Below are 12283 nucleotides of genomic sequence, written 5' to 3'. Positions count from 1 at the left end.
CGCAAGCCTCTGGTATGCAGGCATACCCTATAGGGCGCAGGCGTCGGATGGACCTCTACAAATGAGGAGGGGTGAGGTAATTAAATGACAGGGGTCCGATCGGGTGTAGCGGCGGAACCTGTGGGAGCGGCGGTGCGGCGATCCGACTTGCTCGCGAAGACGGCGGCACAGTCAACATTGACCGAAGAGGCTTGTTTAAAAAACCTCAACGTTACGTCCTGAAAGCTACAAAACCTTGCGCCGTTGCCTACGGCTGCACCAGAATCCGCCGGCTTGTGCGCCTTGGGGTCACTCGGTAACTTGATTCGTGTCACTGCTCATCAGTGATCGGGTTTAGCAGCCCGCGATAACTCGGCTGTGCGTGCATCTGTCATGCAGGTATTTTCATTGCCTGTAACTTGATGGTGGCTGTACGTAGGGCGCCCTCGGGCGCGCCGGATTGCTGAGTTCCCCGGTCTGCTAACCTGCGTACAGCTGCCACCCTCTTCGTTAGCAGCAGGAGGGTCGGCACACCATTAGGTAACTCAGCATATGATAAAGCCTTCACCGAACCCGCCGGACACCGATTCAGTGTCCCCTTACGAACCCGATTCAAAAAAACTCAACGAGGCCGCCGAACGCGCCCTCAACTTCCACTTCCCGTCGAATGCCGATATCAAAGCCACCGCGCGTAACCCCAGCAAGCTGTTTGTCGTGGCCCCAGAGGCCACAGCCGAAACCCTGGCGGTTTTTTTGGTCGAGACGCTGGCCTCGGTCGATGTGATGGTCCATCAGTTGGTGGATCATCTGGAGGGTGAATCGCGTTACGCCCTGCTGGGCATTTCAAACAGCATAATGGTGGCGGAGATCACGGCGAACCGCGTGCTGGATAAAATCGATACCCCTTAGAAACGTGAGCTCCATTCCCCTGTAGGAGCGAGGCTTGCCCGCGAAGGCGTCAGGTCTGGCACACCGCGTTATCGTTCTTCGCGGGCAAGCCTCGCTCCTACAAAGGACGTGTCGTCTCCGAGGCCGAGGTCGCTGAACGCAGAACCGAACCCAGTTCCACCTTGCTCTTCACACCCAGTTGCAAGTAGCAGTTGCGCAGATAGGTGCGGACTGTCGCAGGACTCAACTCAAGGATTTTGGCGATTTCCTTGTAGGAATGGCCGGCGGCGAACAGCATGGCTGCCGTTCGCTCGCGTGGCGCAAGCATCGCCCCGCGCGACTGGGCTTCGAGCGACAGGATGACGTGCTCGGCGTTGGGGGTCAGTGTCAGGGCGCAGCGGCCCAGACGCATCACGCAGGGTGCCTTTTGCAGTTGTGCGATCACCTGCGCGGGAAGCATTGAACCGTTCCAGCCGGGTAACTCACGTTCAATGGCTGCACACAGCGTTGCCCCCACGTACAGCAAGCTGCCATCCATGCGCGCGACACCAAAGTCCGACGCCCCGTTGCCTGTGTCGAAACGGATCATGTCCTGCACCTGGAATCGCCATAGCTGCAACAGATGGTCGCAGAAGGCCGAAAACAGATCGGCCTCGCTGTCGTTGAAAGCCGAAGCCTCAATGCCTCGGTAGAGACAGACGAAGAACATCAAACCGCTTTCGGGTAACTCGAAGGTGATGCACATCAGGTAGTAAAGGTCGTGGCGCCGAGCGAAAACGTTCACTTCTTCATTGGGGTCGGTGAAGCCGCTGTCGCGCAAGACCTCACCGGGTCGACTCATGGTGTCATGGGAGAATTTGTCGTTGCGCGCACAGGTATGCCACTCGGCGGCAAACGACTCGGGCAGATTGATTCGCCCGTGCATCCAGTTTCTGGGCGAAACATCGACGCCTGACGCAGACATCTCGCCCCACCAGGCCGAAGCGAAGGGCACCAGTTGGCTAAATGCCTGCAGGCCGTCCGCAATGAACTGCGATGCACCGCGATCCCGGGCAAGACGCCCCAGGTGCAACACGCAACGATTGAATGCTTGCAGCGTTGCCATCGACGTCTTGGCGCCGACCTCATCACCCTCCTCCATCGCTCTGATCCCGTTCGCTGCATGGCGTATTATTTTTTTGGACCATGCCATAGGCGCAGCGATTGCGTCCAGCCCCAGGCGCGCAAGCTCGCCCGCCACGGGACTGGCGGTGTTTTCAGACTTTGATTTCGCTGGCCGGCATCACATCGATCCGCGCCACGGAGCCGGTCAAGTGCGCCAGATCCTTGTTGTGTTCGGCGATGATGTCTTCGGCGCTCATCATGCCGTTGTCGATGGTGGAATGGGCGTCGGCCACCAGCACGACGTCGTAACCCAATTGATGCGCCTGGCGGACGGTGGCGTTGATGCAGTAGTCGGTTTGCAGACCGCAGATGATCAGACGGTCGGCTTCCAGCTCTTGCAGCTGTTCATGCAAGTCGGTCTGGTAGAACGAATCCGGGGTGGTTTTGTACACGTGCAGGTCTTGGGGGGAGGTCTTCAGACCGTCGGCCAGTTGCCAGCCTTCGCCGCCGTATTGCAGCAGGTCGCCTTCTTCGTGTTGGATCAGGATGACCGGGATGTCGGCGGCCCGGGCTTTGGTGCTGAGATCGTTGATGGTGTCGATGACGCGCTTGATGTCGAAGCATTCATACTCGCCGATGCACAGCGCGCGTTGGACATCAATGATCAGGAGTGCGGTGCTCATGGCTTCCTTCCTTAGATAGGTCGGTAAAACGATGGATTACAACTCCCTTTCTGGTCTGTAGCAGCTGTCGAGGCTGCGTTCGAGGATCGGAGATCGGGGCCACCCGGGGAGTTCAGGTGGCCGCTGATCGCCTGCTTTAGTAACCGAGTGACAACCCGGTATTACGCCGTGGATCGTTCGCTCCATAGAAGCGGTTCTTGCCCACTGGCTTGCCTTCCAGTGAAGGCGCACCTACCAGAATAGCTGCGATATGGTTCGGGTCCTGCGGCCCGGCAAATTTATGCCCCCAGCTTTCGAGCATCTTCTTGGTGTCCGGGCTGGTGGCGAAGTTCTCCAGGTTGGTTTCTTCCGGCAGCCATTGCTGGTGGAAACGCGGCGCATCCACCGCTTCCTGGATGTTCATGCCGTAGTCGATCACGTTGAGGATGGTCAGCAGGGTTGCGGTGATGATGCGGCTGCCACCGGGGGTGCCGACAACCATGACGACCTTGCCGTCCTTGGTGACGATGGTCGGGCTCATGGACGACAGCGGCGCTTTGCCGGGGGCGATGGCGTTGGCTTCGCCCTGCACCAGACCGTACATGTTCGGCACGCCGATTTTCGAGGTGAAGTCGTCCATTTCATCGTTGAGGATGACCCCGGTTTTGCTCGCCATGACGCCGGCGCCGAACCAATCGTTGAGGGTGTAGGTCACCGACACCGCGTTGCCCCATTTGTCGACGATCGAGTAATGGGTGGTGTTGCTGCCTTCGTGGGGCGCTACGCCGGGTTTAATCTCGCGGGATACGCCGGCCTTCTGCGGGTCGATGACTTCGCGAATTTTGGTCGCGTAGTTTTTATCCAGCAGATGGGTGATCGGATTTTTCACGAAGTCCGGGTCGCCGAGGTAGCTGTTGCGGTCCACATACGCGTGGCGCATCGCTTCAATCTGGTAGTGCATCGCCTGAGCCGAGCGGAAGCCCAGGTCTTTCATCGGGTAGCCGTCGAGGATGTTCATGATCTCGCAGATCACCACGCCACCGGAGCTTGGCGGTGGCGCCGAGACCACATGATAGCCACGGTAATCGCACTCGATCGGCGCCAGTTCGCGGGTCTGGTATTTGTCGAGGTCGGCCTGGGTGATGATGCCCTTGTTGGCCTGACTGGAGGTGACGATGGCGTCGGCCACCCAGCCTTTATAGAAACCGTCGGCGCCCTTTTCGGAAATTTCCCGCAGGGTTTTGCTCAAGTCTTTTTGTACGAGTTTCTGGCCGACCTGCATCGGCTCGCCATTGCTCAGGAAGATCGAGCCCGAGTCGCGCATGTCTTTCTTGAAGACGTCGGTGGCGTACTCCAGCAAGTCGACATCGCCCTGCTCCAGCACAAAACCGTCTTCGGCAAGCTTGATCGCCGGGGCGATCACTTCCTTGCGGGGTTTGGTACCGTATTTTTTCAGGGCCAGTTCCATGCCCGAAACGGTGCCCGGCACGCCAACGGCAAGATGACCGCGGGTGCTCAGGTCCGGGATGACGTTGCCCGCTTTGTCGAGGTACATGTCGGGGGTCGCGGCCAGCGGGGCTTTTTCACGGAAGTCGAGGAAGGTCTTGCGCCCGTCCGCCAATTGAATCGTCATGAAACCGCCGCCACCCAGGTTGCCCGCCGCGGGGTACACCACCGCCAGCGCATAACCCACCGCAACGGCGGCATCGACGGCGTTGCCGCCATTCTTGAGCACATCGACGCCGACGTGGCTGGCCAGATGCTGGGCGGTGACGACCATGCCGTTTTCGGCCGCGACCGGGGCGACGGAGGCCGCATGGGCGGTCAGGCAACTCAGCGCCAATGCGGTTGCCACGAGCGATTTGGTAAAAGGTTCGAACTTCATGAGTCAGTCTCTTTTTGTTTTTAGGTTCTGTTCAAAAACAGAGGGAACGGTTCAAGAGCAGTAGGCAAGTATGGCTGGGATTGCGTATTGCGCCTCCCCGACGAGGCAGTATGCTGAGTCCCCTGTTCAGCACTTTTACGGAGTCCGCCGGCATGTCCTACACCTTCACTACCCTGGCGTCTCCGGTCGGCGAATTGAAACTGGTCGCGAAAGGTGCGCGACTGGCGGCCATCCTCTGGGAAAACGACAAACCGGGTCGGGTAAGGCTTGGGCCGATGACTGAATCAGCGGACAACCCGATCCTGGTGCGCACCGCACAGCAGTTGCAGGAATACTTCGCCGGCACGCGTAACCGTTTCGAGTTGGAACTGGATTTTTCCGGGACGGAATTTCAGCAGAAGGTGTGGCAGGCGCTACTTACGATTCCGTTTGGCGAGACTCGCAGCTACAGCGAGATTGCCCGGCAAATCGGCAATCCCAGTGCGGTTCGGGCGGTGGGTGCGGCTAATGGCAAGAATCCGATTTCAATTGTCGCGCCGTGTCATCGGGTGATCGGTGCGTCAGGGAAACTGACGGGGTTTGCCGGTGGGCTTGAGGCTAAGGAACGGCTACTGACACTGGAAGGGTACGAGTGCCACGGGGCTGGCAGGATGGATGATTTGTTTATCTAACGGACTCACACAAACTGCCTAAATCGCCGCCCGTAATTCCCGTGGCGACAAGCCATAGTGTGAGCGAAAGCGCACTGCAAAACGTGAAGCCGAGGCGTAACCGCTGGCACCGGCAATTTCACCGATGGGACGAGACGTGGTTTGCAGCCATTGCAACGCCGTTGCCAGTCGAACACTTTCCAGAATATTCCTGAAACTGTCCCCTTCATTGGCCAGTTGGCGACGCAAAGTCGACTCGCCAAGGTTCAGGTGTTGTGCGACGTCCGCAACAGTCCAGTCTCTCTCCGGGCTGCTCATTACAAGCTGCTGCACCCGTTCGCGCAGGGGATCGTTGCGATCCATCAGCAGCGGTCCGGCCTGACCACCAAGACACAGGCTCAGAAGAACCGCTTCCCCATAGTGGGTGCGTAATGCATCTGGAGCATTCGCATTGATCGAGGCCAATAACTGATCCCATGCCTGTGTTGTATGCCTGTCCAGAGGGACACATAGATCTGTCTTCAGGGCACGGCGATGGCTCATGATCTGCTGGCCATATCGGCTGCTGAAACTACGCAGTGTCGAACCGGGAAAGGTCACCACATCGGCGATGTAGTGACCGTGAAGGCCAGGGAAGTTTGAGATGCCAAGCTCGCGCCCGGCCGGCATCAGAATCAGATGTTGCGGCCCTGCACGCATCTGCCGGTCATCCCATTGCAGCAGTTTTTCCCCCTGCCGCACTCGACACAAGGTCGTAGCGAATATCGGCACCCGTTGCAATGTATGGGGCTGTCGCGCCCGTATGACACAAGCATCGATAATATTTTCCCGGTGCTGTATGCCGAAACAAGGGCGCATCGTTCTTAACGTCCGTAAGTTGAAGTAATGGTCGCTTTGGCCAAGGCGTTGGCATTGAGCATATAGCCCACCAAGGCTCCGCTGGCCTGGTTGTCGAGGGGTAGCTTATCGACTTTCAACGCCCATACGGTGAATTGATAGCGATGCGGTTTATCCCCTACAGGGGGGCAAGCCCCGCCAAATCCAGGCTGTCCATAATCGGTTCGCCCCTGTACTGCGCCAGCAGGCAGGTTCGAACCGACCCCTCTTGGCAAACTGCTGGTTGAAGCGGGTAAGTTGACCACCGTCCAATGCCACCAGCCGCTGCCGGTCGGCGCATCAGGATCGTAGACCGTGATCGCGTAACTTTTGGTGCCCGCCGGGGCGTTGCGCCAGGAAAGTTCGGGAGAAGTATTACCCCCTTCGCAACCAAAGCCCTGGAACACTTCGCGACTGGTCAGCGGGCGGTTTTCCCCAATGTCCTGGCTCGTCAGCGAGAAGTCGGCAGCGTGGCCCGTGAGGGCGACTCCCATGGACAATGCGCAGAGGATTATTCTGATGTTCATCGTGACCTCATCTGAGTGTTGGTGAGGCACGAGTTTAGAGAGAGCAAAGGCTGGTTATTGTGCCGAAATGCTCGACCATTGTGCCTGAACGCTCTCTCGAATCAGATGAACTGCACTTGTAAAACCGCACCGGCTCAAACCGCGCCGAAGACATCCTTCATCGCCGCATACTGCAGCAGCATGATGGTCTTGGCATCGCAGATCTCCCCGCGATAAAACGCCGCCAGCGCGTCGTCGAACTTCCATTCCAGCACTTCCAGTTCTTCGGTTTCTTCCTCCAGCCCGCCGCCATCACTGACTTTCGAAGAGGCGTCGTACTCGGCCACAAAAAAATGCAGCTTCTCAGTCACCGAACCGGGGCTCATGTAGGCTTCGAAAACCTTCTGCACATGATGGACGCGATAGCCGGTTTCCTCTTCGGCCTCAGCGCGAATGCGCTCTTCAGGCGCAGCGCCTTCCAGCAGCCCGGCGGCCACTTCAATCAGCAAACCATCGTGGCCGTTGACGAACACCGGCAGCCTGAACTGGCGGGTCAGCACAACGGTTTTCTTCTCGCGATTGAACAGCAAAATCGCCGCGCCATTGCCGCGGTCATAGACCTCGCGAGTCTGACGCTGCCAGTCGCCGTTGTTGCGCAAATAATTGAAAGTGATTTTCTTCAGCAGATACCAGTCGTGGGACAGCACCTGGGACTCGATGATGTTGACCCGCTCGGCTGTGTTCGACATGACAATCCCATCCTTATGTTCGTCAGAAAGCGTCAATGTTAGGCGAAAAAAGAAAAGCCCCGAAACCACGATCGACGGATTTCTCAAATTCCGGGGGATAGAACAATCGCTGCGACCGGGATAGGCTCTGCGTTCATTGCCATAAGGATGTAGCTCATGACCCTGCGAGTCGAATTGTCGAAAAATGCCACTCAGGAAGAACGCGAGGCGATCCTCACACCGCTGCGTGCCTACAACGCTTCAAAGGTTGGAACCACGGTGTCAGAGCAGATTGCTTTGCTGGTACGCAATGACAACGACGAGATTCTCGGCGGGCTTTACGGCCGAGTGTTTTACCAGTGGTTTTTCATCGAGTTGTTGTCGGTGCCGGAGCAGGCCCGGGGACAAGGGATGGGCTCGAAGCTGATGCAGATGGCCGAAGACCTGGCGCGGGAAAAGGAATGCGTGGGGATCTGGCTGGACACCTTCGACTTCCAGGCTCCGGAGTTTTACAAGAAACACGGCTACAGCGAGTTGGGGCACATCGCCGATTACCCGCCGGGCCATAAGCGCTTCTTTTTTCAGAAGCGGTTGATGAACGACGCTTGACCTGTAGGAGCAAGCTCGCTCCTACAGGGGTACTGCGTCAGCCCATTAACCTCTTTAAAGACAGGTCGCCAACGCCGCCAATCGGCGCTTGGCGACAAAATCGTCGTGCTGGGCGTAATAGTTCAACGCGGTACCCGAGGCATCGGTGGTCACGTCCACGAAGGACTCGGCCGAACGGGTGTAGACCGTGGAGCCACCCTTCTTGCCCGGCTGCAAATAAGCACCCGCATCGACGCCGAACACCGCTTCGTCCTGCCAGGCAAATTGCACGCACTGGGCGACGACTTTTTCCGGTTTGTCCGAGGTCAGGGTTTTGTACGGGGTTTTGGTGCGGGCGTCATTCATCGCCGATCCGGCGCAGCCCGCCAGCAAGGTTGCGGCCAGCGCCACCATCAGAATTCGCATTGCGTTCGCTCATCAAGAAAAAGCGGACTGTATCACCGCGGCGCGGCGTATCGTTCTGCTTTACTTCATTTATACCGCGACACCGCGCAACGATTCGCGCACCCTGTCGCGCCATTAACGTCGCATCGCCCATTTTTTCGGGCTCATTTTTCTGGAAAGGCTATGACACCCAACGCCGAGTTCTACAAACCTTCCACTGACTATGCCGACAAACTGATCAGCCAGATCGGTCAGACGCCTTCCTGGATCGCCAAGCGAATTGGCGTTACCGACAAGCGGATTCGCTACATTCTCGATGGCGAAAGAACCGTCAAAGGCGAAACCACGCCGATCCAGATGACCTACCCCGAGCAATTTGCTCTGGAGTGTCTGGCCGCAGCCGCCAAGGCGAGCAAAAAGCAGTCTTCTAAGGAGTGACCATGGCGGCAACCGAACAGCAACACGAGCAGGCGCTGAAAAAGTTTCTCGATGAGCGTCCTGAACTGCGCATCGAACTGGACAACCTGAATCCACTGTTGGCCCAAGCCAAGGGCGTTACAGTGGCGCAGTACCGCGACGAGCGCTTGCATGAAGCGTTCGAAGCCGAGGCGGAGCGCCTGGGTTTGTTTGCCTGGGAGCTGACGCTGCAACTGACTGCCGCCACACCAGAGGATTACCAGGCCCACCGCCTGGAGGTGCACAAGGAAGTCGCGGAGATGGCCGGCATGGACTGGCTGGAGTATTGCGAGTTATATGGGTTAACCAAATAATCATCGCTGCTCAAGGAAGCTTTCGTCGATGCTGCCTTTGCCCTCAAGTACCCGGGCCACACCGGGCCATTTGCATACCCATAAATGGCGCGGACGCATCGGTCTGTCGATGGTCGCCAGTTTGTCGGTGCTCGCCGGCATGACCGATGCCATCGGCTTCATGGCCAGCGGCGACTTCGTGTCCTTCATGAGCGGTAACACCACCCGGCTGGCCGTGGCGATCAGCGATGGCGACCTCGGGCTGACCCTGCGCCTGGTAATCCTCGTGGCCACGTTCGTCGCCGGCAACGCCTTGGGCATTGTCGTCAGCCGTTTCGGTGGCCGTCGGGCGTTGCCGTTGCTGCTGTGCATCGCCACCCTGCTCTGCGGCGCTGCGGCCTGGCCCTACGAAACGCAATTGCCGGCGCTGCTGGCGGCGATCATCGCCATGGGCATGCTCAATGCCGCCGTGGAAGAAGTGAATGGTCTGCCGGTCGGGCTGACTTACGTCACTGGCGCGTTGTCGCGGTTTGGCCGTGGGCTGGGGCGGTGGATGCTTGGCGAGCGGCGCAATGGCTGGCGAGTGCAATTGATCCCGTGGGCCGGGATGTTTGCCGGCGCGGTGATTGGGGCTTTGTTGGAACATCATCTTGGGCTCAAGGCCCTGTTTGTCAGCGGGCTGCTGGCGGGGGTGCTGGGGGTGCTGTCGTTGAAGATTCCACGGCGTTGGCAGTTGGGTTATATGCCGCGCTGAATCTTGTATTGACTAGTCGTGTCTCATCGCGGTCTACGAGTAAACGCCCTTCGCCGCCCCGGCGATAAAGCTTTATCATGGCCGCAGTTTTGCTGATCGAGTCCGTCATGAAGTTTGCCATTGCGCTGTTTTCCGCCGCCCATGCGCCCTCCTCGCGCCGTGCCTTGCTGTTCGCCCAGGCCGCGCTGGCCGGCGGGCATGAGATTGTCCGGCTGTTTTTCTATCAGGATGGCGTCTACAACGCGTCCGGCAGCGTGGTCACGCCTCAGGATGAACAGGATTTGCCCAAACAATGGCGCAATTTTGTCAGCGAGCATCAACTCGATGGCGTGGTCTGCATCGCCGCCGCCCTGCGCCGTGGGGTGTTGAACGAGGAAGAAGCCCAGCGCTATCAGCGTGAAGCGGTAGCGGTGGGTGCGCCGTGGGAATTGTCCGGCCTCGGCCAGTTGCATGACGCGGTGCAAGACGCTGACCGTTTGATCTGTTTCGGAGGCGCGTGAAATGGCTAAATCTTTGCTGATTATCAGCCGTCAGGCACCGTGGTCCGGGCCGAATGCACGGGAAGCGCTGGACATCGTGCTGGCCGGCGGAGCCTTCGATCTGCCGATCGGCCTGCTGTTTCTCGATGACGGCGTGTTCCAGCTCGCCGCAAAACAGGACGCCAAAGCGCTGCAACAGAAAGACCTGAGCGCCAACCTGCAAGCCTTGCCGATGTTTGGTGTCGAAGACCTGTTCGTGTGTGCTGAAAGCGCCGCGGCCCGTGGTCTGGACCCAAAAGGTCTGTCGCTTGAAGAAGCCCAGGTGTTGGCCGCCCAGGAAATCACCGCCCTCATTGACCGTTACGACCAGGTGATCACCCTCTGATGTCGACTTTGCATGTGTTGTCTCATTCCCCTTTCGGCGACGATCGCCTGAGCAGTTGCCTGCGCGTGATCGGCGCCAACGATGCGTTGCTGCTGAGTGGCGATGCGGCTTATGCCTTGCAACCAGGCACCGCACCGTTCGGTACGCTGCAGGCTCGCAACCTGAAACTGTTCGTGCTGGCCGAAGATGCTCAAGCACGGGCTCTGGAAGTCCCGGACTGGGCCAAGGCCATTGATTATCCGGCCTTCGTCGAGCTGTCGATTCATTACGACAAGGTCAACAGCTGGCTATGAAATCCCTGACGGTCGGCGCACGCGCCATTGAACTGGACAAGGACGGTTTCCTGGTCGAACTGAGTGACTGGTCTGCCGAGGTGGCCGCCGCCCTCGCCGCTGCCGAAGACATCGAGTTGAGCCCGGAACACTGGGAGATCCTCGAACTGCTGCGCCGTTTCTACGACGAATTCCAGCTGTCCCCGGCGACTCGCCCGCTGATCAAGTACACCGCATTGAAACTCGGCCCCGACAAGGGCAACAGCCTGCACCTGAACCGACTGTTCAAAGGCACCCCTGCCAAACTCGCCGCGAAACTGGCGGGCCTGCCCAAACCGACGAATTGCTTATGACCGACTATCCAGCATTGACCCTCGAAACGCCCGCCGAGCACCCGTTCGCCCAGTTCGTGCGGATCCTTGGTAAAGGCAAACGCGGCGCCCGCGACCTGACCCGAGAGGAAGCCCGCGAGGCCATGGGCATGGTGTTCGACGACAAGGTCGAGGACACCCAGCTCGGCGCCTTCCTGATGCTGTTGCGGCACAAGGAAGAAAGCGCCGAGGAAATGGCGGGGTTCACCGAAGCCTTGCGTGAGCGCCTGAATCCACCGGCGCTGGCGGTCGATCTGGACTGGCCGACGTATGCCGGCAAGAAGCGTCACCTGCCGTGGTATCTGCTGGCGGCCAAGTGCCTGGGGCAGAACGGTGTGCGCATCTTCATGCATGGCGGCGGCGCGCACACGGCGGGCCGGCTGTACAGCGAACAACTGCTCGATACGCTGAATATTCCACTGTGCCGCAACTGGCAGCAGGTCGGCACTGCGCTCGACCAGGGCGGTCTGGCGTTCATGCCATTGGTGGACTGGGCTCCGCAACTTCAGCGAATGATCGACCTGCGCAACACCTTGGGCCTGCGCTCGCCGATCCATTCCCTGGCGCGGATTCTCAACCCGTTGGGCGCTCGCTGTGGCTTGCAAAGCATTTTCCACCCCGGTTATCAGGCCGTGCATCGCGATGCCAGCGGTTTGCTGGGTGATACCGCCATCGTCATCAAGGGCGATGGCGGCGAAATCGAGATCAACCCGGACGCCGACAGTCACCTGTACGGCACCACCGGCGGCGAAAGCTGGGATGAAGAATGGCCACAGCTGTCGACCCAGCGCCACGTCAAACCGGCCAGCCTCGATCCGGAACACCTGAAAGCTGTATGGCGTGGCGACGTGGTCGACAGCTATCCGCAAATGGCACTGATCTCGACCATGGCCCTGGCGTTGCGCGGCCTCGGCCAGACCCGCGAGCAAGCGTTCGAAACCGCCCAGCAATATTGGGATGCAAGAGACCGATCGATTTAACCGATCATAAACCCCCAACCTT

18 protein-coding genes are annotated in these 12283 nt (G+C 59.0%); 11 read left to right on the top strand and 7 right to left on the bottom strand.

Translation table 11 applies throughout. From position 1 onward, the window contains the following. Positions 1–531 precede the first annotated feature (531 nt). Positions 532–888 (top strand): DUF6124 family protein, encoded by a 357-nt coding sequence (locus CKW20_RS12710; protein ID WP_095053196.1) that lies wholly within the window; start codon positions 532–534, stop codon positions 886–888. A 97-nt stretch (positions 889–985) separates the two neighbouring features. On the opposite strand, the gene CKW20_RS12705 is transcribed toward CKW20_RS12710, so the two are convergent. The 3 genes from CKW20_RS12705 to ggt form a co-directional block, all read right to left on the bottom strand. Beyond that, positions 986–2008 carry a helix-turn-helix transcriptional regulator gene (locus tag CKW20_RS12705; RefSeq protein WP_095053195.1) on the bottom strand — a complete coding sequence of 341 codons (1023 nt, stop codon included), beginning with the start codon at positions 2006–2008 and terminating at the stop codon, positions 986–988. Positions 2009–2123: 115 nt separating this feature from the next. Next, entirely contained in the window at positions 2124–2654 is a 531-nt protein-coding gene (locus CKW20_RS12700) for a cysteine hydrolase family protein (protein ID WP_095053194.1), read from the bottom strand. Positions 2655–2790: 136 nt separating this feature from the next. Further along, a complete protein-coding gene (gene ggt / locus CKW20_RS12695) occupies positions 2791–4518 on the bottom strand; it encodes a gamma-glutamyltransferase (RefSeq protein WP_095053193.1) in 1728 nt (575 codons plus the stop codon). Positions 4519–4670: 152 nt separating this feature from the next. On the opposite strand from ggt, the gene CKW20_RS12690 reads away from it, so the two are divergent. Next, positions 4671–5189, top strand: coding sequence for a methylated-DNA--[protein]-cysteine S-methyltransferase (locus CKW20_RS12690; RefSeq protein WP_095053321.1), 519 nt, complete (start codon positions 4671–4673; stop codon positions 5187–5189). Positions 5190–5207: 18 nt separating this feature from the next. Here CKW20_RS12690 and CKW20_RS12685 read toward each other — a convergent pair whose 3' ends face one another. The 3 genes from CKW20_RS12685 to CKW20_RS12675 all read right to left on the bottom strand — a co-directional run bounded on the left by CKW20_RS12685 (position 5208) and on the right by CKW20_RS12675 (position 7299). After that, positions 5208–6026 carry a helix-turn-helix transcriptional regulator gene (locus CKW20_RS12685; protein ID WP_095053192.1) on the bottom strand — a complete coding sequence of 273 codons (819 nt, stop codon included), beginning with the start codon at positions 6024–6026 and terminating at the stop codon, positions 5208–5210. A gap of 5 nt (positions 6027–6031) precedes the next feature. After that, positions 6032–6571 carry a kinase inhibitor gene (locus tag CKW20_RS12680; protein ID WP_095053191.1) on the bottom strand — a complete coding sequence of 180 codons (540 nt, stop codon included), beginning with the start codon at positions 6569–6571 and terminating at the stop codon, positions 6032–6034. 134 nt (positions 6572–6705) lie between these two features. Then, positions 6706–7299, bottom strand: a complete 594-nt coding sequence (locus CKW20_RS12675; protein WP_095053190.1) for an NUDIX domain-containing protein — start codon at positions 7297–7299, stop codon at positions 6706–6708. A 156-nt stretch (positions 7300–7455) separates the two neighbouring features. On the opposite strand from CKW20_RS12675, the gene CKW20_RS12670 reads away from it, so the two are divergent. Continuing rightward, positions 7456–7887 (top strand): GNAT family N-acetyltransferase, encoded by a 432-nt coding sequence (locus CKW20_RS12670; protein ID WP_095053189.1) that lies wholly within the window; start codon positions 7456–7458, stop codon positions 7885–7887. A 54-nt stretch (positions 7888–7941) separates the two neighbouring features. On the opposite strand, the gene CKW20_RS12665 is transcribed toward CKW20_RS12670, so the two are convergent. Further along, positions 7942–8292 (bottom strand): hypothetical protein, encoded by a 351-nt coding sequence (locus CKW20_RS12665; protein WP_095053188.1) that lies wholly within the window; start codon positions 8290–8292, stop codon positions 7942–7944. 162 nt (positions 8293–8454) lie between these two features. Between CKW20_RS12665 and CKW20_RS12655 the strand changes: the two genes are divergently transcribed. From CKW20_RS12655 to CKW20_RS12620, 8 genes are all read left to right on the top strand, one after another. Further along, positions 8455–8709 (top strand): hypothetical protein, encoded by a 255-nt coding sequence (locus CKW20_RS12655; protein ID WP_095053187.1) that lies wholly within the window; start codon positions 8455–8457, stop codon positions 8707–8709. Between the two features lie 2 nt (positions 8710–8711). Next, entirely contained in the window at positions 8712–9041 is a 330-nt protein-coding gene (locus tag CKW20_RS12650) for a DUF6388 family protein (protein ID WP_095053186.1), read from the top strand. A gap of 28 nt (positions 9042–9069) precedes the next feature. Next, positions 9070–9774, top strand: a complete 705-nt coding sequence (locus CKW20_RS12645; RefSeq protein ID WP_095053185.1) for a YoaK family protein — start codon at positions 9070–9072, stop codon at positions 9772–9774. A 107-nt stretch (positions 9775–9881) separates the two neighbouring features. Next, positions 9882–10274, top strand: coding sequence for a sulfurtransferase complex subunit TusD (tusD, locus tag CKW20_RS12640; RefSeq protein WP_064621317.1), 393 nt, complete (start codon positions 9882–9884; stop codon positions 10272–10274). Between the two features lies 1 nt (position 10275). Then, positions 10276–10638, top strand: coding sequence for a sulfurtransferase complex subunit TusC (gene tusC / locus CKW20_RS12635; protein WP_038982573.1), 363 nt, complete (start codon positions 10276–10278; stop codon positions 10636–10638). Further along, complete coding sequence (gene tusB / locus CKW20_RS12630; protein ID WP_095053184.1) at positions 10638–10931, top strand: sulfurtransferase complex subunit TusB; 294 nt, start codon at positions 10638–10640, stop codon at positions 10929–10931. The genes tusC and tusB overlap by 1 nt, the downstream gene beginning before the upstream one ends. Then, positions 10928–11263 carry a TusE/DsrC/DsvC family sulfur relay protein gene (locus CKW20_RS12625; RefSeq protein ID WP_095053183.1) on the top strand — a complete coding sequence of 112 codons (336 nt, stop codon included), beginning with the start codon at positions 10928–10930 and terminating at the stop codon, positions 11261–11263. Before tusB ends, CKW20_RS12625 begins: the two co-directional genes overlap by 4 nt. Then, on the top strand, positions 11260–12261 hold the full coding sequence (locus CKW20_RS12620) for a glycosyl transferase family protein (protein WP_095053182.1): 1002 nt from the start codon (positions 11260–11262) through the stop codon (positions 12259–12261). Before CKW20_RS12625 ends, CKW20_RS12620 begins: the two co-directional genes overlap by 4 nt. Positions 12262–12283: the final 22 nt, after the last annotated feature.

This window comes from Pseudomonas sp. Irchel s3b2 (assembly GCF_900187445.1).
Lineage (GTDB): Bacteria > Pseudomonadota > Gammaproteobacteria > Pseudomonadales > Pseudomonadaceae > Aquipseudomonas.
This window is presented reverse-complemented; position numbering and strand designations above follow the sequence as displayed.